The sequence below is a fragment of the Streptomyces sp. NRRL F-4489 genome, from assembly GCF_001509485.1.
Taxonomy (GTDB): domain Bacteria; phylum Actinomycetota; class Actinomycetes; order Streptomycetales; family Streptomycetaceae; genus Streptomyces.
In genome coordinates this window covers 43,248-61,856 of record NZ_LLZI01000231.1, presented here as the reverse complement: position 1 = coordinate 61,856, position 18,609 = coordinate 43,248, and the positions used below count along the sequence as shown (strand labels likewise).

The following is an 18,609-nucleotide window of genomic DNA, read 5'->3' as shown; positions in this document are numbered from 1 at the left end:
CCCCCGCCGGGCCCACCGCCCTGGGCGGAACGGTGGACGGCGGGGGGTTCTTCGGGTGTAGGCGGGGCGGCGTAGGCGCGATGGCGCAGGCGGGGCGGCGCGCGGCCGGGCCCGTCCGCCACCCCCCGGCTCAGCCGGTGCGCTGCGCCTTGCGCCGCCGCAGGGCGAACACCGTGCCGGTGGCGCCGGCCGCGACCGCCGCCGCGGCGATACCGGCCGGCAGGACCGGGAAGCCGGACTCCTCCCCGGCCGCCGCGGTGGTCTGCATCGCGGGCCCCTGGACGATGCTGGTCCGCACCGGCTTGACCGGCCGGATCGGGCCCACGGACGCGACCGAGCCGTCCGGGTGGAGCAGCACCTGCTTGTTGTTGGGGTGCCGGAAGTCGAACATCCCGTTCAGCGAGCCGGCCCGGGCGTCGAACGAGGCGTCGCCGATCCGCCCGGTGTGCCAGTTGTCCTCGATGAATTTGATCACCGAGGTCTGCTCGGTGGCGGTGTGGTCGATGTGGTTGGTCCGGCTGAACGGGGAGATGACCAGCAGCGGCTGGCGGGTGCCCGGGCCGCAGCGGTCCTGGTAGCCGCCGGCGGCCGGCGGTCCGGACTGGCAGGCCGGGCTGTCGGTGGGCTTGCCGTTGGAGCCGGTCGTGGTGTCCTTGGAGCCGTTGCGCGGCGGCGCGTAGACGTGGTCGTACCAGCCGTCCGAGTCGTCGTAGGCGACGATCACGGCGGTGTCCTTCCACTGCGGCGCGCGCTGGATGCGGTTGATCTGGTCGACGAGGAAGTGCTGCTCGTCCAGCGGGTCGGAGTAGCCGGCGTGGCCGTCCTGGTAGGCGGGGGCCTTGAGGAAGCTGACGGCCGGGAGCTTGCCGGCGCGCAGCGCGGCGTCGAAGTCGGTCAGGTCGTAGTTGTGGTTGGCCTGCCCGGCGTGGCCGATCTCGTCCACGCTGCGGGGCGGCAGGTGGTGGGGGTTGGCCGTGGAGCGGTAGTACATGAACGGGGCGTGGTGCGGGCTGTAGTCCACCACCGCCGCGCCGCCCACGTTGGTGTGGGTGGTGCCGCGGCACTGGGCGTAGTGGCCCGGCTTGCCGTCCCAGGGGGTGCTGGGCCGGAAACCGCCCTGGAACCAACCCCAGCTCACGCCGCGGGAGTTGAGCAGATCGCCGATGTTCCGGCCGCGCATCGCGGCGAGCGGGCTCTTGCCGGTGTGGTCCTTGCCGGAGCAGTCGTCGTAGGCCGGCTCCGGATCGTTGATCATCGTGCCGACGCCGCGGGCGTCCGGCGACTGGACGGCGTAGCTGTCCGGCTTGGCGGTCTGCCGGGGGTTCTCGGTGCCGGAGGCCGGGTCGGTGGAGATCACACCGTGGGTGTTGCCGGAGACGAGGTTGATGGCGCCGGGGGTGGAGGGGCCGTAGACCGAGCCGAAGGAGCGGTCGTTGAGGGCGTAGTGCTGGGCGTAATTCCACAGGCCGGTGACGGTGTTGCCGTCGTAGTAGTCCATGACGAGGCCGGGCTCGCCGAAGAGGCCGCCGGAGCACTTGCCGGAGTCCGTGTTCTGGACGAACCGGTCCGCCTTGCCGCCGTGGTAGGCGTACTGCTCGGGGCCGTACTCGTGGTTCTGGTCGCAGGTCATGGCCTGCTGGGGGGTGAGCCGCTTGGGGAGGTACTGGTTGGGATTGTGCGTCAGCAGGCCGGCGGTGCGCAGGTTGTCGATATCGCGCGGGGTCTTCGGGGACGGGGTGAAGCGGGTCCCGTCGGTGTTGGCGGCCTTGGGGTAGGTGGCGAAGTAGTGGTCGAAGGAGATGTTCTCGTCGAAGATCACGACGACGTGCTTGACGGGCGTGGCCGTCCCGGAGGGGCCGGGGTGCGGGCCGCCGGCGGCCAGGGCGGGCGCGGTGCCGCCCAGTGCGGTGAGCGCCAGGGCTCCGGTGACGGCGGCGAGGGTTCTGCTCGCTCGGGTCTTTCCCCTTGTGGCCATCGTGGTCCTCATCCTCCGGGCGGTTCGCGGGTGTTCCGTACGGCCGGATGCTCTGCCGGACGGGCGGCGGCGGGGCAGAGCCATGATGGCGCCTGGGTGAACACCCGGTCAGGTGTCCGAGGGCAAAGCTTGACTCTCTGTTGACCGTTGGGCCGCGGGTGGCGGTGGTTCCGTTCTACGCGAACGGGGGGCGGGCCGCACGCGGTGGCGGCCGGACCGCGGCGCCGGGAGGTCGCGCCCGTACGGGGCGGGCTACGTCTCCAGGAGGCCCCGGCCGTACCAGTCCGCCGCGTCCCGTACGCCGGGCAGGGCGAAGAAGTAGCCACCGCCGAACGGGGTGAGGTAGTCGGTCAGCGGCTCGCCCGCCAGCCGGCGCTGGACGGTGGCGAACTGGCGGGCCAGGTCCTGCTGGTAGCAGCAGAAGAGCAGGCCCATGTCGAGGTTGCCGTTGGCGTCCGTGCCGCGGTCGTAGTTGTAGGCGCGGCGCAGCAGGCGCTGGCCTGCCGTGTCCGGGGTGCGCGGGTTGGCCTTGCGGATGTGGCTGTCGAGCGGGATGACGTCGCCCTTGGGGTCGCCGGGGTAGTCGGGGGTGGCGAACTCGTCGTCGCCGTCGAGCGGGGCGCCGGATTCCCGGGCGCGGCCGATCATCCGCTCCTGCTCGGTGAGCGAGACCCGGTCCCAGAACTCCACCAGCATCCGGATCAGCCGGACGACCTGGTAGCTGCCGCCGGCCGCCCAGTCCGGCTCGCCCGCGCCCCGGCCGACCCACACCAGGTCCCGCATCTCGCGGGCCGAGCCGGGGTCGGGGTTGGCGGTGCCGTCCTTGAAGCCGAAGAGGTTGCGGGGGGTGCCGGAGGGGCGGGGCGGGCTGGCGAAACCGTCCAGCCGCCAGCGGACCTGGAGGCCGCCGCGGGTGTGCCGGGTGAGGTCGCGCAGGGCGTGCAGCACGGTGTCGGTGTCGTCGGCGCAGAGTTGGACGCTGAGGTCGCCGTGGCACCAGGCGGGCTGGAGGTCGTCGTCGGGGAAGGACGGCATCGCGGTCAGCCGGCGCGGGGCGCGGGCGCGCAGGCCGAACCGGTCGTCGAACAGCGAGGCGCCGACGCCCACGGTGACCGCCAGCGCGCCGGCCGGCAGCCGGGGCCCGAGGATGCCGGAGTCGGCGGGCGGGCCGGTCACGCCGAGCGGGTCCGGCACCCCGCCGCCGGTCAGGAAGCGGGCCCGTTCGGTCAGGGTGCGCAGCAGCTCGGCGAGGTCCCGGCGGCTCTCGGCGGTGACGTCGAACGCGGTGTACGCGGTGACCCGGCGCGGCGGGGTGAGGATCGCGGCCTGGTGGGGGCCGTGGAACGGGACGGGGAGCGGGGCGGTGCCGGCCAGCGGCGGGGGCGGCGCGGCGCCGTCCGCGTACGGGGACGGGACGGATGCGGTGGGGGCCGCTGCCGCGGCGGCTCCCCCGGCCGCGAGTCCGGCGCCGGCCAGGGCCGCGCCGCGCAGGAACCCGCGCCGGGCGACACCGGGCCGCCGGGGACCGGCCGTCCCGGAGGCACCGGCCGTCCCTGGAGTGCCGCTCCCCTCCCGGGGCCGCTCGCGCCTGCCGTCGTTCACACCGTCCTCCGCGGATCGCACAGGGTGGCCACCGGGGCCAGCCGCTCCACCAGGTCGCCCACCGCCGCGTTGGTCCGCTGCCGGTCGGCGCGGGTCAGGCGGTCGAGCGGGGTCCACCGGCCGGCGCGCCGGAAGCCGTCCAGCAGCCGTTCCGTACGGTCCAACTCCCGTTCCAGCTCCGGGAGTTGGGGGTAGCGGGTGGTCAGCAGGGGGCGCAGGCGGGCGAGGACGGCGCGGGTGCCGTCGAGGTTGGCGCGGGCGGTGGCGAGGTTGCTGCCGCTGCCGTAGTCGGTGCGGCCGGTCAGCTCGGCCTGCGCGGTGTTCTCCAGGATCTCGTGCGCCCGCAGGCCGAGCGCAGCCGGGTCCATCCGGGCCTGCGCCCAGCTGTCGCGCAGGGCGCGCACCGCGCCGTCGAGCGCGGCGGCCGGACCGCGCAGCCCGGCGGCCGGTTCACCGTGCCACAGCCCGTACTCGACGCGGTGGAAGCCGGTGAACGCCGGATCGCGCACCCCGCCGGCGAGTCCGGCCGTGGTCCCGTTGATCTCCCGGTCGGCGTCGCCGAACTCCCCGTAGGCGGCGCCCAGTCGCTCGTAGGCGAGATGGGCGGGCAGCCAGGCGGCGCGGGCGGCGGGCAGGTCCCCACCGGCCACGGCGGCGCGCAGCGCGCCGGTGCGGCGGACGAGGTCGGCCAGGCCGCCGCCGACCCACGCCTGGTAGTCGAGCGCCGGGCCGATCAGGTCGTGCTGGGTGATGGGCGCGGCGGCCGGGCCGGCGGGGCCGCCGCCGGTGACCCGGACCACCGGTCCGGTGACCGCGTTGGCGTCGTCGGGCAGGCAGGTGAAGGCGTACGCGCCCGCGCCGAGGCGGACCCGCAGCGGTCGGGTGGTGCCGGGGCCGATGCCCTCGACCTCGCCGTGGACGGGGCCGCCGTGGGCGCCGCGGAGGTAGACCTCGGCGGCGCGGCTGGAGCTGTTACGCAGGTCGAAGACCTGGAGGCCGGGGCGCGGGTGGTCCCATCCGCGGCCGCAGTCGCCCGGGGAGATCTCGACGGTGGTGTGCGGGAGGCCGTCCGCGGCGGCCGGGGCGGCCGGGCGGGCGCCGGCGGTGAGCGCCACCGCGGTGACCGCGCCGGCGGCCAGCACCGCACCGGCGGGCGCCCAGAGGCGCGGCGACCGCAGGCGCCGCAGGCCGGGTCGTGGCACGGGGCCTCCTGGGGCGGGGCGGATGGGATGGCGGTCGGGACGGCGGCCGCGGCCCGTCCCGCCGCACATGCTAGGCAGACCGCGCGGCGCCGAACATCCTTCCGGCGGCCCGTACACCAAGAGTTTGCCGCGGTGTCACCGGCCGGACGGGCACCGACCCGGACGGCGGCCAACGACAACGGGCCGGAGCCCCGCCTTCCGGTAGCGCGAATTCCGGGCCCCGCGAGTGAACCTCCACCCCTCCGCTACCGTCTACAGCCCTGTAGACATTCGCTGATCGCGAGCGGGCGCCGCAGCGCGCCGAAAGGGCGGAACATGACGATCGGACAGCCGGACGGCACGGCGGTGGCGGCGCCGCGGCCGCGCGCACGATACTCCGGCGGCACACCGGGCCGGAGCAAGGTCCCCGAGGTCACGGCCCTGTTCTGGGTGGTGAAGATCCTCACCACCGGCATGGGCGAGACCGCCTCGGACTATCTGGGCCGGACGCTGGGGCCGATACCCGCCGGCGCGCTCGGCTTCGCCGGATTCGCCGTCCTGCTGCTGGCGCAGTTCCGGTCGGCCCGCTACCGCGCCGGGCTCTACTGGTCCGCGATCGCCATGGTCAGCGTCTTCGGCACGATGGCCGCCGATGTCGTCCACGTCATCGCCGGTGTGCCCTACGCGGTCTCCGCGGCGGCCTTCGCGGTGGCGCTCGCCGTCCTGCTGCTCGCCTGGTACGCCTGCGAGGGCACACTCGCCATCCACAGCATCCGCACCCGGCGCCGGGAGGCGTTCTACTGGGCCACCGTGCTGACCACCTTCGCCCTGGGCACCGCGGTCGGCGATCTGACCGCGGGCACCCTGCGCCTGGGCTACCTCCCCTCCGGGCTGCTCTTCGGCGCGCTGATCCTGGTGCCGGCGCTCGCCGGGCGGTTCGCCTGGCTGAACGCGGTCGCGGCCTTCTGGGCCGCGTACGTGCTGACCCGGCCGCTGGGGGCGTCGTTCGCCGACTGGGCGGGCGTATCGGCCGCGCGCGGCGGGCTGGGCTGGGGCACCGGCCCGGTCACCCTCGCCCTGGCCGTGCCCCTGGTGCTGCTCATCGGCTACCTGGCGGTGACCGGCCGGGACACCCCCGCCGACGCGCCGGACCCCGCGCCCGCGGAGCCGGAACCGGCCCCCGCCCGCTGACGACCGGACCCGGACGCGCCAACGCCCCCGGCTACCGGATCCCCACCAGCACGCAGCTGTCGCCGAACTGCCACACCGGGACGACATCGGTGAACCCGGCCTCCCGCAGCAGCGCGGTGTGGTCGGCCACCGAGAGGCCGTTGTCCGCGCCGTCGCGGGCGGCCGGGAGGCTCAGCCGGCGGCGGCGCTCGGCGAGCGGTTCGGCCAGTTCCGGCTCCTGGGCCACCGCCGCCCACCAGGTCTCCCAGTCCTCCTGGGTGCCGTCCCGCAGCCGCTTGGCACGGCAGCGTCCGACGTGCGCGGCGAGCGCGGCCGGGACCGTTCCGCACTGCGGGAGGTGGTCGCCGTTCACCAGCGCGCCGCCGGGCCGCAGCAGGGCGGCGAGCTGGGCGTAGGTGCGGCGCAGTACGGGCACCGGGAGGTAGTGCAGCGCGGTGGTGGAGACCGCGGCGTCCAGCGGCCGGTCCAGTCCCAGCGCGTCGGTCCAGCCGTCCGCGCCGATCACCGCGTCGACGTAGCGGGCGGCCGACGCGTGGTGGGTGCGGGCGAGTTCGAGCAGCAGCGGGTCCATGTCCACCGCGACGACCTCGGCGTGCGGCAGCCGTCCGGCGAGCCGGGCGGCGAGCGAGCCCGGGCCGCAGCCGAGGTCGGTCACCAGCGGCCGCGCCTGGCCCCGCGTCACATATTCGACGACGTCGGCGATGACCGTGAACCGCTCCTCACGGTCGATGGCGTAGCGCCGCTGCTGGCGTTCCCAGCGCTCCACCCACGTCTCCGCGATCGCCATGCTCAGCCCCATCTGGTCGCGCCACCCCTGCCGTCTCGCGTGTGCCGTTCGGTCGGGCACGAGGCTACAGGTGGAAACGGTTTCCATTAGCCATAGGGTCTCCGGTTCACTCCGGAGGGGCACACACCGGCGGGTGACGGGCGGTCCGCGCGGCGAACGGGTACCGAACGCCGCTCACGCCAGCGACGTGAGCACGGCCAGCAACCGGTCGATCTCCTCCGGGGTGTTGTAGACGTGCAGGCTGACCCGCACCGAGCCGTCCCGCTCCCCCGCGCCCGCCTGGCAGTGGCCGTCCGTGCGCACCATGAAGCCGTGGCTGAAGAGGATGAAGCCCAGGTCGCTCGCGCCGATGGCGCGGTGCCGGAAGGTGACGATGCCGCAGCGCTGCTGGACCGGCGACTCCGCGGCCAGACTCCGCTGGCAGCCCAGGATCTCGTAGGCGTCGAGGTGGCGCAGCGCGTCGGAGAGGCGGGCGGCCAGCGCGACCGTCCAGCGGGCGATCCGGTCGGTGCCGGCCGCGTCCAGCCAGTCCAGCGCGGCCGCCAGGCTCGCGATGCCGGTGGTGTTGGGGCTGCCCCGCCAGCCGCCGGGGACCAGCTCCGGGCCGCGTGCCTGGCGGGCCCAGACCGCGCCGGAGCCGGGCAGCGCCAGCGCCTTGTGGCCGGAGAACGCCAGGAAGTCCACGTCGAGTTCGGCGACCGAGACCGGCAGGTGGCCGACGCTCTGCGCGGCGTCCAGGCAGATCGGCACGTCCGGCCCGACCGCCCGGCGGATCAGGTGGACGTTCATATTGCCGCCGTAGACGTGGTGGACGTGGGTGGCGGCCACGAAGCGGGTGCGGGGGCCGGCGAGCCGGGCCAGGGCCTCCGGGTCGTAGTCCCCGGACGAGGTCTGGTACGGCAGCTCCCGCACCCGGATCCGCACGCCCTGCCGCGCCAGCAGCCGCTCGGCCTCCAGCCAGGGCGCGAGGTTGGCCTCGTGGTCGGCGAACGGGACCACGATCTCGTCGCCGTCGGTGAGGACGTCCGGCAGCCAGTCCCGGGCGATCAGGCGCAGTCCCTCGGTGGTGCCGCCGGTGAAGTGGACGGCCGAGCGCTCCGGGTCCGGGTCGCCGAGGAAGGACTTGATCCGCTCGCGGACGCCGGCGACCAGGGCCGTCGAGGCGTTGGCCCACGGGTAGGAGCCGCGGCCGGCGTTGGCGTGGGCGGTGGTCAGCTGGTGCTGGACGGCGTCCAGGACGGCCTGCGGTTTCTGCCCGGTGGCCGCGCTGTCGAGGTACGCCAGCTCGGGGTGGGCGGTGACGATCGGGAACTGGGCGCGCAGCGCGCGCTGCCACGGGCCCAGTTCGGCGAAGACCGCGGCGGCCCGGTCGCGGGCGGCTGTCGGGGCCATCGCGGTCAGTCCCGGACCAGCGGCGCGCCGGCGTCCCGCCAGGCGATCACGCCCCCGGCGAGGCTGCGCACGTCCGGGTGGCCCATTCTCGTCAGCAGGGCGGCGTAGCGGGCGGACTGCTCGCCGACCGGGCAGACCAGCAGGACCGGCTGCCGGGTGCTGAACGGCAGCCCGCCCCGCACCAGTTCGTCGAAGAGCTCGTCCACGATGTTGATCGCTCCCTCGATGTGCAGTGCGGCGTAGGCGAACGGGCTGCGCAGGTCCACCACGAGCGGCCGGTCCCGCTCGATCCACTTCCGCGCGTCCTGGGTGTCGACGGCCGGGGCCGCGGCGATCTCGGCGTCGGTCAGATCGGCCAGGGCGTTCCGGCGCGGCGGCTGCCGGAAGAGATCGGGGCGGCGGCGCTTGGTGTAGCTGAGATAGCTCTCGATCCGGTCGCAGACGATGAAGACGGCGGACTGGCGGGCGACCTCCTCGCCAGCTTCGTGATGCTCTGTCAACTCATCGTCCAGCGGCCGCAGATGACGGACCGTGCCGTGGTACGCGGCGCCGCCGGTCGGGCCGGCGAGGATGCCGCAGCGGCGGGCCAGGGTCAGCATGCCCTCGATGGCCTCGTCGGAGCTGACCGCCGCCACCGTGTCGTACGTCGCCGGGTCGAAGAGGCCGACCTCGTGGACCTCGTCCAGGGTGCGGATGCCGGGGATGAAGTCGGACTTGGCGGCGACCAGGCCGACCACCCGCACCCGCTGGTCGTGCTCGCGCAGCACCCGGGCCACGCCGGTGGACGAGCCGGCCGTACCGACGCAGGCGATGAACCAGTCCGGGGCGCGGCCGTCCAGGTCCTTGACGATCTCCGGGCCGGTGCCGGTGGTGTGCGCCTCGGTGTTGCGGGGGTTGAAGTACTGGTCGGTGTGGAGGTAGTCGCTGCCGGGGCCGGTGAGTTCGCGGTGGAAGAGGGTGAGCGGGTCCTCGGTGTTGGTCGGGTCCAGGCACTCGCTCTGGCCGGGCAGCTCCTCGATGTCGGCGCCCAGCAGCAGCAGGAGGTCCTTGATCTCCGGTATCCGCATGCGGTTGGTGACGCTCTTGAACGGCAGCCCGTGCATTCCCGCGATCACCGCCAGGGCCTTGGCGGTGTTGCCGCTGGAGAGCTCCACGACCTGGCTGCCGTGCGCCACGGCGGCGGGCAGGCCCGGGCGGGCCATGTTCCAGGCGGCCCGGTCCTTCACCGACCCGAAGGGGTTGAGCAGTTCCAGCTTGGCGTACAGGTCGATATGGCGCAGACCGTGCACCGCCGGATCGATCCGGACCAGCGGGGTGTTCCCGATGGCCTCGGTGATGCTGTCGTACCTCATGGCTCTCCCCCTGGACGTGTGATCGGCCAGTACTGCTCGTCGAGGCACCAGTGCCAGGCACCCTCCTCCTGCCAGGCGGCGACCGTGCGCGCGACGGGCTGCCGCTGCGCGCGGCTGGTCCGGAAGTCCATGCAGTAGCCGGCGGTGTTGGCGAACGCCAGCAGCTCGCCGGGGCGGGGCAGCCGGGGCAGGAAGACCATCCGGCGGGTGAGCAGATCGGCCTCCAGGCAGAGGCTGCCGGCCAGATAGACGCCCGCGGCCGGGCCGTCGCCCGGGGCGGCGCGGGTGCCGTCCCGGCCGAGCAGTACGGGGTCCATCAGCACCCCGTGCTCCTCCAGCGCGGCGTCGTCGGCCTTCATCGCCAGCCGCACCAGCGGCTCCCCGCTGTCCGTGCGGCGCACCTCCAGCACCCGGGCGAGCACCACTCCGCACTGGTCCACCAGCGCCCGGCCCGGCTCGGTGTAGAGGTCGTAGAGGTTCTCCAGGAGGAGGGTGGCGAGGGTGCGGCCGCCGAACGAGGGGGCGGGCCCCGCCAGGAGGTCGTCGAGGTAGCCGGCGCCGGCGACCGGGCGGTGGGCGGGGTAGAGGGCGAGCGCGCCGCGCAGGGTGCCGCCGTCGTTGCGGAGGCCGTAGCCGTGGCCGCGCCAGGTGAGCGAGGGGCGGTGGCCGAGCACCGCGGCGGTCAGCGCGGAGGTGTAGCGCTCCCATTCGGCGGCGTGTTCAAGGTAGTTGACGCCGAAGCCGCCGCCGATGTCCACCGCCCGCGGCCGCAGTCCCCGGCTGCGGCAGGCGTCCATGGCCCGGACGCAGCCCTCCAGGGCGCGGGCCTTCTCCTCGGTGCTGGTGGTGTCGAGGTGGTAGCCGACGCCGGTCAGCTCCAGGACGTCGGCGTGCCGTTCGACGGTCTTCAGCAGGCCGTCCAGTTCGGCGGCCGGGGTGCCGAAGCGGCTCGGCCGGGTCAGCATCCGCACCCCCGGGCCGTCGAAGGCGGACAGCCGCGCCAGGACGGGTATGCGGGCGAGGCCGTGGGCCCGGATCAGGGCCGCGAGTTCGTCCAGCTCGGCCGTGGAGTCGGCGTTGACCGTGACGCCGGTGCGGGCCGCCAGCCACAGGAAGGCGCGGTCCTTGGGACCGGTCGCCATGATCCGGTCGGGGGTGAAGCCGGCGCCCAGGGCGTGCTGGAGCTCACCGAGCGAGGCGACGTCCACCGCCGCGCCGGTCGCCGCGAGCCGCCGCAGCAGGGCGCTGGAGCCGTTCGCCTTGTGCGCGAAGTAGACCTGCCCGCCGAGCCGGTGGGTGCGGTACGCGGCCCGGAACCGTTCGGCGTTCTCGGCGATCCGGTCGGGCAGCAGGACGTTCAGCGGCGAGCCCAGGGCGTCGACGAGGGAGCGGAGGAGGTCCCCGGCGTCCAGGAGCGACGCCAGGGGCCCTTCCAGGCGCGGTTCCAGAGACAGCGGCTCAGCAGACGAAGGCACAGCAACCGCCAAGAGACCCCCCTCGATGTGGCCGTCAACCCGCCCCGCGCGGTTCGCCGTTAACCACTTCCCGCTCCCGCCGGGCTTTACGCCCCGGTGCGCCCGGCGGCGCGCCCTCAGCGGCGCACCAGGGCCTCCGGGCCGAGGGCGGCCGGGCTCCGATAGCCGTCCACGGCCATCAGCAGGTCGGCCTCGGCCAGCAGGCAGCGCAGCACGTGCTCCACGCCGTCGGTGCCGCCGAGCGCCAGCCCGTAGGCGTACGGGCGGCCGACCGCGACCGCGGTGGCGCCCAGGGCGAGCGCCTTGACGAGGTCGGTGCCGGAGCGCACCCCGGAGTCGAAGAGCACCGGCAGGCCGTCCGCGGCGGCCACCACGCCGGGCAGCGCGTCGAGCGCGGGCAGGCCGCCGTTGGCCTGGCGGCCGCCGTGGTTGGAGCAGTAGATACCGTCCACCCCGCCGTCCCGGGCCCGGCGGACGTCCTCGGGGTGGCACAGGCCCTTGAGCAGCAGCGGGAGGTCCGTCAGCGAGCGCAGCCAGGGCAGGTCGTCCCAGGTCAGGGGGTTGGCGAAGACACTGGCGTAGAGGGCGACGGCGGCGGCCGGGTCCTCCTCCGGCGGCTTGGACAGGCGGGCGCGGAAGACCGGGTCGGAGGTGTAGTTGGCCAGGCAGTGGCCGCGCAGCTGGGGGAAGTTGGCGGTGGCCAGATCGCGCGGCCGCCAGCCGAGCGTCCAGGTGTCCAGCGTCACCACCAGGGCCTGGAAACCGGCCGCCTCGGCGCGGCGGACCAGGCTCTCGGCCAGTTCCCGGTCGGTGGGGGTGTAGAGCTGGAAGTAGCCGGGGGTGTCGCCGAGTTCGGCGGCGACCCGCTCCAGCGGGTCGGCGGAGAGGGTGGAGGCGATCATCGGGACGCCGGTGCGGGCCGCGGCCCGGGCGGTGGCCAGATCGCCGTGCCCGTCCTGCGCGCACAGGCCGAGCACGCCGATCGGCGCCATCAGCAGCGGCGAGGGCAGGGTGCGGCCGAACAGGCCGGTGGACAGGTCGCGTCGGGCGGCGCCGGCCATCATGCGCGGCATCAGCCCCCAGCGTTCGAAGGCGGTGGCGTTGGCCCGCTGGGTGGACTCGTCGCCGGCGCCGCCCGCCACGTACGACCACACCCACGGCGGGAGCGCGGCCTCTGCGCGGGCCTCCAGGTCGGCGAAGGCGATCGGGAAGCGGGGCGGTTCGCCGCGGAGGCCGGCGGCGTAGATCTCGTGCTGGTAGTCGCCGAAGTGCTGGGGCGTGGACGGCATCGGGTGGTGCTCCGTTCCGGTCGCTGGTTCCGCGGTGGCCCGCGCTTCCCCGGGGACCCGGGAAGTTACCCGCGGGTTCCCCAGGGATTCCTATCGCGTTCCGGCGTCCGGCGACACGGGGGGATGCGCCACGATCCGTCAGCCGCCCTGCCGGGCCCCGCCGTCCAGGCGGCACAGGTGCAGCTCACCGCGCGGATCGGCCGGATAGCCGTGATCGAGCTGCCAGCCGTGCTCGGCGGCCACCCGCAGCACGGCGTGCGCGCCGGCGCCGCGGTGGTGCCAGGTCCGTACGGTGACCCGGCGCAGGATGCGGCCGTACTCGTCCCGCCGGTAGCCCTTGGCCGGATCCCTGGCCAGTTCGGCGGCGAACAGGGCGGGCAGGCGGGTGCGCAGGTGCGCCAGGTACGCGTCGGCGCTGCGGCGCAGTTCCAGGGCGCGCACCCGGGGCAGGAAGACGAAGGTGAGCAGCGGCATCAGGACCCGGCAGCGCAGCGGGCCCCAGGGCGCGCCGGGCGCGGGCGGCGGCCCGTAGGGGTCGGGGACGCCCTGGTGCGCCGGGGGCGGCAGGAGGCGGAACAGCGGCACCTCGTCGGCCGAGGTGAAGCGGTCCCAGTCGACCGCCCAGCCGTAGCGGCGCGCCAGTTCGTCCACCCCGGCCGCGCCGAGCCCGCGGGAGTGGCTGCGGGCGAGGGTGGCGGTGGCGCGGCGGACGCCGCTGGGCGGCAGGTCGGCGGGGAGCCAGCCGCTGCTCTTCTCGGCCTTGGCGAACCGCTCCGCCAGCAGCGGTTCGGTGAACGGCCGCCAGTCCTCCGGCCGGCCGCCCCACTCGGCGCGCAGCCGCCGCCAGGAGATGCCGGTCCGGACGAAGGCGAACGCCACCTGCGGCGGGCCGACGTTGGCGCTGGAGTTGGCATCCAGCCAGATCGCCAGGACGGTCAGGCCGATCGCGATCAGCGCCCAGAGCGGTATGTAGAGGAATTGCAGCACGAACTGCGCCACCAGCCCGGTGCGCGAACGGCGCGGCCCGGGGCCGGGGTCGGGCTTCGGCTTGGCTTCAGGCTCCGGGCGCGTACCGAGTGCGGGCTTGTGGAGCGAGGGCGGCGGGGGGACCGGGGCGGCCGGGTACGGGCCGCGGGCGGCGGGGTGGTGGGCCGGGCCGCCGCCGGGGCCGCCGTAGGGGGCGTAGCCGTGGCCGCCGGGCCCTCCAGGGGGCGTGCTCATGGGTCTCCTCGTCAGATGGCGCGTCCGGTCAGCGGTGCGGCGCGGGCCGGAGGGGCGGACGGCGGAGGGCGGGTGCCCCGCCGGCCGTTCGGCGACACATCATGCACCACCGTCCCGGACCGCCGGACCGCAGGTCACGCGCCCGGCGGCGGGCGGCGGCCGGGCGGTCCGGAGGCGCCCCGCCGGTCCCCGAATGGGTCCTTGGCCGGCCGCGTCAGGGTCGTTTTGGCCGTCGCGCCCATTTCTCCATACGATCCGGCGATGATCACCAGAAGGATCCCCCGACGGATCATCAGCACACGGCTGGCGGCCGGGGTGTGCGGGGTGCTCGCCGCGCTGGCGGCAGCCCTCGCGCCCCTCCCGGCCGCCGCCGCCGAACCCCCCGCGCACCCCACCCCCAAGGTGGAGCTGACCCTCGACGTCAGCGGCTCCATGCGGGCCCGGGACATCGACGGGCAGAGCCGGATGGCCGCCGCGAAGCAGGCGTTCAACGAGGTGCTGGACGCCGTCCCCAAGGACGTCCAGCTCGGCATACGCACCCTGGGCGCCACCTACCCCGGCAACGACCGGCAGGTGGGCTGCACCGACACCAAGCTGCTCTACCCGGTCGGCCCGCTGGACCGGACCGAGGCGAAGACCGCGGTGGCCACCCTCGTGCCCACCGGCTGGACGCCGATCGGCCCGGCCCTCCAGGCGGCGGCCAAGGACCTCAAGGGCGGTGACGGGCAGCGCCGGATCGTCCTGATCACCGACGGCGAGGACACCTGCCAGCCGCTCGACCCCTGCCAGGTGGCCCGCGACATCGCCGCCCAGGGCATCCACCTGACCGTCGACACCCTCGGCCTGCTGCCGGACGCCAAGACCCGCAGCCAGCTGAGCTGCATCGCCGAGGCGACCGGCGGCACGTACACCTCGGTGCAGCACACCGACCAGCTCCGCAAGCGGGTGCACCAGCTGGTGGACCGCACCGCCCGCCCGGTGGCCACACCGGTGGCGACGCAGGGGGCCGCGGCGTGCGACCGCGCGCCGGAGCTGACGCCGGGCCTGTACAGCGACCGCGAGAAGTTCGCCGAGCACCGCTGGTACCGGGTCAGCGTCAAGCCGGGCCAGGAGCTGCGCGCGTCGGTGAGCGTCGCCGCGGACCGCGCGGTCAACAACGACTACGGGGTGCTGCTGCGCGCCTCGACGCTCAGCGGCCGGGAGATCGTCCGCGGGGCGGAGGCCGGGGACGGCCGGACCGACGTGATCTCGACCGGGCTGCGCTACGCCAAGTCCGCGTCCGGTTCGTCCGGTGGAAGTGAGGACGCGCCCGAGACGGTCTGCCTCCAGGTCAGCAACTCCTTCTCGGCGGCGCCTTCGGTGAAGACCGAGCCGGGCCTGCCGGTGGAACTGGCCGTCGATGTCGTCGACGGCCCCCACGACGCCTCCGACGCGGCCTCCTTCGGCCTCGGCCGGGGCTGGTGGCTGCTCGGCGCGCTGGTGGTCACCGGTCTGCTGGGCGGTCTGGTGTGGGGCTGGATCTCCCGTTGGCGCGTCACCGTCTGGAGGACCAACTGATGTGTAGGACACGCGAGTTGAAGGGCCGTCGCGGTGCGGCGGCCGCTCTGCTGGCCGCCGCCGCGGGGCTGGCGTTCGCCGGGACGGTGGCGGGCGCCGGCCCGGCCGCCGCGGACAGTCCCGCACCGAGCGCGAGCCCGGGGGACGGCGCGCAGGGCCCCACCGAGGCCGGTACGTCCTTCCGGACCGCCGTCCCGATCGCCCTGGACCAGCGGGCCACCGCCGACGCCTCCACCGGCGACTACCTGTACTGGGTGCTGCCGGCCGACGCCGGGCAGCGGGTCACGGTCAAGGCCAAGGTGGTGCTCCCGCAGACCGCCCGGCACGGCGCCGCGACCTGGCAGCTGGACGTCTACGACGGGCTGCGCCGCCGCCAGGCGTGCCGCTTCGGCGCGCAGACCCGGACGGTGGCCCAGGACGCCGGGACGGTCGAGCTGTCCTGCGCGCTGCGCACCGTGCGCGGCTGGGCCGAGCAGTGGTCCAACGACCCGCTGCCGGGCAGCTACTACGTCCGGCTGACCGCCGTTGACCTGCCCGCCGACGACCTCGGGCAGCCGGTGCGGGCCGAGGTCGAGGCGTCGGCGGCCGACACCGGCGGCGCGCAGGCGGTGGACGGCAAACTGGCCGCGCCGCTGGTGCCGGGCACCGGGGCGGCCGCACAGCCGGGCGGTAAGCCGGGGCAGGACGCGCCCGGCAGCGCGCCGGACGGCGGCTGGTCGAACGGCTGGTGGTCGGACCGCTGGGTGTGGACCGCGGTGGGCGGCGTGCTGGCCGCGCTGGCCGGGATCGGCGGCTACCGCCTGACCCGCGGCGCGGGCCGGCCGGCGCATCTGCCGCCGGGCAGCTGACCCGGGCGCGGGTCCGCGCGGCGGCGGCCTGCGGGCGCCGGGGCCGCCGCAGGTGTAGAGAGGAGGTATGCGCGTCCAGCACGGGGTACCCGCCGGCCGGCGGCTGCGCCACGGGCTGCTCGCGCTGCCCCTCGCGCTGATCGCGGGCGTCACCGTGCTGGACCTCGGCGCGCCCACCTCCGTCCACCTCGGGCCGTTCCTGGTGGCGGCGCCCGCGCTCACCGCCTCGTTCGCCGGCGCCCGGACCACCGGTGCCGTCGGCGCGCTGGCGGTCGCCGCGCAGGTCCTCATCGGCGCGCTGCACGGCGGGCTGACGACCGCCAACCACGAGGCGCAGATCGCCGCCCTGGTGGTGCTCTCGGTGCTGGTGACGCTCTTCCGGTACGCCCGGGACCGGCACCAGCGGCAGCTCGGCCGGGTGCGGCAGGTGGCGGCCGCGGCCCAGCAGGTGCTGCTGTGGCCGCTGCCGCGCCGGATGGGCCGGCTGCGGATCGAGTCGGTGTACCTCGCGGCGGAGGCGGAGGCCGAGATCGGCGGCGACCTCTACGCGGCGGTGCCGGTGCCCGGCGGCGCCCGGCTCGTCATCGGGGACGTGCGCGGCAAGGGGCTGGCCGCGATCGGCGAGGCCGCGGCGCTGATCGGGGCGTTCCGCGGCTCCGCGTACCGGAATCTGCCGCTGCCCGCCGTCGTCGCGCACCTGGGCAGCTCGGTGCACTGGACGATGGCGAACGCCCCCGAGGAGGACCTGGAGTCCTTCATCACCGCGCTGGTCCTGGACATCCCCGACGACGGCCCGTGCGTCGAACTGGTCAACTGCGGGCACCCGCCGCCGCTGCTGCTGCGCCGGGGCGAGGTGCGGGCGCTGGAGGTCGCCGAGCCGTCCGTGCCGCTGGGGCTGGGCGCGCCGGACGAGAGCGACTACACGGCCGAGCGCTTCGCGTTCGGCCCGGACGACGTGCTGCTCCTGTACACCGACGGGGTGATCGAGGCGCGGGACCGCTCCGGGGCGTTCTACCCGCTGGCCGAGCGGCTGGCCGGGTGGAACGAGCCCGACCCGGCCGCGCTGGTGCGGCGGCTCCGCGACGATCTGCTGCGGTACGCGGGCGGCGACCTCGGCGACGACGCGGCGGTGATCGCGCTCAGCCGGCCGGCGCGGACCGGCCCGGAGTGACCGGGCGGGCCGCGCCCCCGGGCGGCGGCGAGAGGTAGACCCGGTAGCCGCGGAACCGGCCGGCGGCGGCCAGCGCGGCGGGCCGCCAGCCCCGGGCCACGGCGGGCCGGGCGCCGGGTGGCGGGACGAGCACCGCGACCGGGCGGCGGGCGGCCGCCGCGCGCAGGGCCCCGGGGGTGAGGGCGGTGTCCGGGCCGGCGGTCTGCCGGGAGGCGCAGCCGGCGTAGTAGGCGAGCTGGACGGCGTGGTCGCCGCTGAGTACGCAGGGCGGCCGCACCCCGAGGCGGTGCAGGGTGGCGGCGGCGGCCGTGAAGTCCTGGCGCATATGGCGGTTGCGGGCGGTGTTGCCGGTCAGCACCGCGAACTGGACGGCCAGGTGGGCGGCGAGGGCGGCGGCGGTCACCGCGGCGGCGCGCGCCCGCAACCGCCCGCCCGGGGCCGCCAGGCGCCACAGGCAGTCGGCGGCGGGCAGGGCCAGCAGGGCGTAGGCGGGCAGCAGGAAGCGGGGCGCGGCGTAGTCGATGAGGAAGAGGTAGGGCACGGCCGTGGCCAGGGCGACGGCGGCCGGCAGCAGCGCGGTGGGCAGGCGCCGGGCGCGCGCCGCGGCCAGCGCGCCGCCGGCCGTCAGCAGCGGCAGCGCGAACCACCACACGGCGGTGCCAGGGTGGCTCCACGGCACGTCGCACGGGCGGCACAGTCCGCGCCCGTCCAGGCTGCGGATCTGGTCGTCGACGGCGAGGTGCCAGCCGATACCGCCCTGGATCTCGGCGGCGCGGTGCAGCCGGGCGGCCAGGCCGCCGAAGCGGAGGTACGCCTCGGCGATCCAGTCGGCGGCGCCCAGCAGCAGCCCGCCGGCCATCAGCGGGAGCAGCACGGGCCGCCGCCACGCCGGGACCGCGAGCGCCGCGAGGGCGAGCGGCAGCACCAGCCAGACCGCGTCCGGCGGGCGCATCAGCGCCGCCACCGCGACCGCGAGCGGCAGCCCGGCCAGGGCGCGCCGGTCCGCGCGGTCCCGTACGGCGCGCAGGAAGCAGCCGGTGGCGGCCAGCGCCCCGTACGCGGACCAGAGGTTGGGCATGGCCTGGGGGCCGTAGTAGAGGGTGATCCAGAGGGTGGCGAAGAGGGCGCCGCCGAGGACCAGGACCCGGACCGGCAGCAGCCGCCGCCAGATCCACAGGGCGCCGCACAGTCCGGCGCCGGAGAGCACCGCGAGGGTGATCCGCAGCGCGGTGGTGTCCGAGGTGAGGGCGGCGGCCGGGGCGAGGAGGTAGGTGATGCCGCGGGCGCGGGGGGCGCTGAAGAACGGCGCCGGGACGTCCCGGACGACCTGTCCGGCGTAGACCGTCTCGTCCCAGCCGAGGCCGGAGCCGGGGACGACCAGCAGCAGCTGGAGGAGGGTGAACGCGGCGCCCAGACCGGCCAGCCAGGGCAACGGGCGGGCGGCGGGCCTGCCGCCGGGCGGGCGGCCGGCGGCGGGTGCCGGGGCCGTCCGTACCGCCCGGTCGTCCGGCCGGGACCCGGTCTCTTCCATGATCAGTCCTCGCGGGTGGGGGGACGCCCGTGGGGCG

The 18,609-nt window shown here is 75.7% G+C and carries 14 protein-coding genes; 4 read left to right on the top strand and 10 right to left on the bottom strand.

The genetic code is table 11. The features are described from left to right. Positions 1-130: 130 nt before the first annotated feature. The 3 genes from ADL22_RS19860 to ADL22_RS19850 form a co-directional block, all read right to left on the bottom strand. A complete protein-coding gene (locus tag ADL22_RS19860) occupies positions 131-1,975 on the bottom strand; it encodes a phospholipase C (protein WP_066981186.1) in 1,845 nt (614 codons plus the stop codon). 252 nt (positions 1,976-2,227) lie between these two features. Further along, on the bottom strand, positions 2,228-3,577 hold the full coding sequence (efeB, locus tag ADL22_RS19855) for an iron uptake transporter deferrochelatase/peroxidase subunit (protein ID WP_079064276.1): 1,350 nt from the start codon (positions 3,575-3,577) through the stop codon (positions 2,228-2,230). Then, positions 3,574-4,779 carry an EfeM/EfeO family lipoprotein gene (locus tag ADL22_RS19850; RefSeq protein WP_066981183.1) on the bottom strand — a complete coding sequence of 402 codons (1,206 nt, stop codon included), beginning with the start codon at positions 4,777-4,779 and terminating at the stop codon, positions 3,574-3,576. Before ADL22_RS19850 ends, efeB begins: the two co-directional genes overlap by 4 nt. 315 nt (positions 4,780-5,094) lie before the next feature. Between ADL22_RS19850 and ADL22_RS19845 the strand changes: the two genes are divergently transcribed. Further along, positions 5,095-5,949, top strand: coding sequence for a hypothetical protein (locus ADL22_RS19845; RefSeq protein WP_066981180.1), 855 nt, complete (start codon positions 5,095-5,097; stop codon positions 5,947-5,949). A gap of 31 nt (positions 5,950-5,980) precedes the next feature. Here ADL22_RS19845 and ADL22_RS19840 read toward each other — a convergent pair whose 3' ends face one another. The 6 genes from ADL22_RS19840 to ADL22_RS19815 form a co-directional block, all read right to left on the bottom strand. After that, a complete protein-coding gene (locus ADL22_RS19840) occupies positions 5,981-6,748 on the bottom strand; it encodes a class I SAM-dependent methyltransferase (RefSeq protein ID WP_066981177.1) in 768 nt (255 codons plus the stop codon). A 162-nt stretch (positions 6,749-6,910) separates the two neighbouring features. Next, entirely contained in the window at positions 6,911-8,128 is a 1,218-nt protein-coding gene (locus ADL22_RS19835; protein WP_066981175.1) for an aminotransferase class V-fold PLP-dependent enzyme, read from the bottom strand. A 5-nt stretch (positions 8,129-8,133) separates the two neighbouring features. Beyond that, complete coding sequence (locus ADL22_RS19830; protein WP_066981172.1) at positions 8,134-9,480, bottom strand: pyridoxal-phosphate dependent enzyme; 1,347 nt, start codon at positions 9,478-9,480, stop codon at positions 8,134-8,136. Then, a complete protein-coding gene (locus tag ADL22_RS19825; RefSeq protein ID WP_066981170.1) occupies positions 9,477-10,955 on the bottom strand; it encodes a Y4yA family PLP-dependent enzyme in 1,479 nt (492 codons plus the stop codon). Before ADL22_RS19825 ends, ADL22_RS19830 begins: the two co-directional genes overlap by 4 nt. 116 nt (positions 10,956-11,071) lie before the next feature. Beyond that, the gene (locus ADL22_RS19820; RefSeq protein ID WP_066981167.1) at positions 11,072-12,244 is read right to left on the bottom strand and encodes an alpha-hydroxy-acid oxidizing protein; all 1,173 of its coding nucleotides are present in this window, start codon (positions 12,242-12,244) and stop codon (positions 11,072-11,074) included. Positions 12,245-12,382: 138 nt separating this feature from the next. Next, positions 12,383-13,465 (bottom strand): hypothetical protein, encoded by a 1,083-nt coding sequence (locus ADL22_RS19815; protein WP_066981164.1) that lies wholly within the window; start codon positions 13,463-13,465, stop codon positions 12,383-12,385. A gap of 261 nt (positions 13,466-13,726) precedes the next feature. Between ADL22_RS19815 and ADL22_RS19810 the strand changes: the two genes are divergently transcribed. The 3 genes from ADL22_RS19810 (at position 13,727) to ADL22_RS19800 (ending at position 17,041) form a co-directional block, all read left to right on the top strand. Then, on the top strand, positions 13,727-15,022 hold the full coding sequence (locus tag ADL22_RS19810) for a VWA domain-containing protein (protein WP_066981162.1): 1,296 nt from the start codon (positions 13,727-13,729) through the stop codon (positions 15,020-15,022). Then, entirely contained in the window at positions 15,022-15,870 is an 849-nt protein-coding gene (locus tag ADL22_RS19805) for a hypothetical protein (RefSeq protein WP_066981159.1), read from the top strand. Before ADL22_RS19810 ends, ADL22_RS19805 begins: the two co-directional genes overlap by 1 nt. A gap of 67 nt (positions 15,871-15,937) precedes the next feature. Continuing rightward, positions 15,938-17,041 (top strand): PP2C family protein-serine/threonine phosphatase, encoded by a 1,104-nt coding sequence (locus ADL22_RS19800; protein ID WP_066981156.1) that lies wholly within the window; start codon positions 15,938-15,940, stop codon positions 17,039-17,041. On the opposite strand, the gene ADL22_RS19795 is transcribed toward ADL22_RS19800, so the two are convergent. Beyond that, entirely contained in the window at positions 17,010-18,572 is a 1,563-nt protein-coding gene (locus ADL22_RS19795) for a hypothetical protein (RefSeq protein WP_066981153.1), read from the bottom strand. The genes ADL22_RS19800 and ADL22_RS19795 overlap by 32 nt on opposite strands. Positions 18,573-18,609 lie beyond the last annotated feature (37 nt).

What these genes read in the sequence shown, in the direction of transcription:
- ADL22_RS19840 (WP_066981177.1), bottom strand. Translation starts at nt 6,748, where the DNA reads ATGGGGCTGAGCATGGCGATCGCGGAGACGTGGGTGGAGCGCTGGGAA.
- ADL22_RS19835 (WP_066981175.1), bottom strand. Translation starts at nt 8,128, where the DNA reads ATGGCCCCGACAGCCGCCCGCGACCGGGCCGCCGCGGTCTTCGCCGAA.
- ADL22_RS19795 (WP_066981153.1), bottom strand. Translation starts at nt 18,572, where the DNA reads ATGGAAGAGACCGGGTCCCGGCCGGACGACCGGGCGGTACGGACGGCC.
- ADL22_RS19805 (WP_066981159.1), top strand. Translation starts at nt 15,022, where the DNA reads ATGTGTAGGACACGCGAGTTGAAGGGCCGTCGCGGTGCGGCGGCCGCT.
- ADL22_RS19815 (WP_066981164.1), bottom strand. Translation starts at nt 13,465, where the DNA reads ATGAGCACGCCCCCTGGAGGGCCCGGCGGCCACGGCTACGCCCCCTAC.
- ADL22_RS19810 (WP_066981162.1), top strand. Translation starts at nt 13,727, where the DNA reads ATGATCACCAGAAGGATCCCCCGACGGATCATCAGCACACGGCTGGCG.
- ADL22_RS19845 (WP_066981180.1), top strand. Translation starts at nt 5,095, where the DNA reads ATGACGATCGGACAGCCGGACGGCACGGCGGTGGCGGCGCCGCGGCCG.
- ADL22_RS19800 (WP_066981156.1), top strand. Translation starts at nt 15,938, where the DNA reads ATGCGCGTCCAGCACGGGGTACCCGCCGGCCGGCGGCTGCGCCACGGG.
- ADL22_RS19860 (WP_066981186.1), bottom strand. Translation starts at nt 1,975, where the DNA reads ATGGCCACAAGGGGAAAGACCCGAGCGAGCAGAACCCTCGCCGCCGTC.
- ADL22_RS19830 (WP_066981172.1), bottom strand. Translation starts at nt 9,480, where the DNA reads ATGAGGTACGACAGCATCACCGAGGCCATCGGGAACACCCCGCTGGTC.
- ADL22_RS19820 (WP_066981167.1), bottom strand. Translation starts at nt 12,244, where the DNA reads ATGCCGTCCACGCCCCAGCACTTCGGCGACTACCAGCACGAGATCTAC.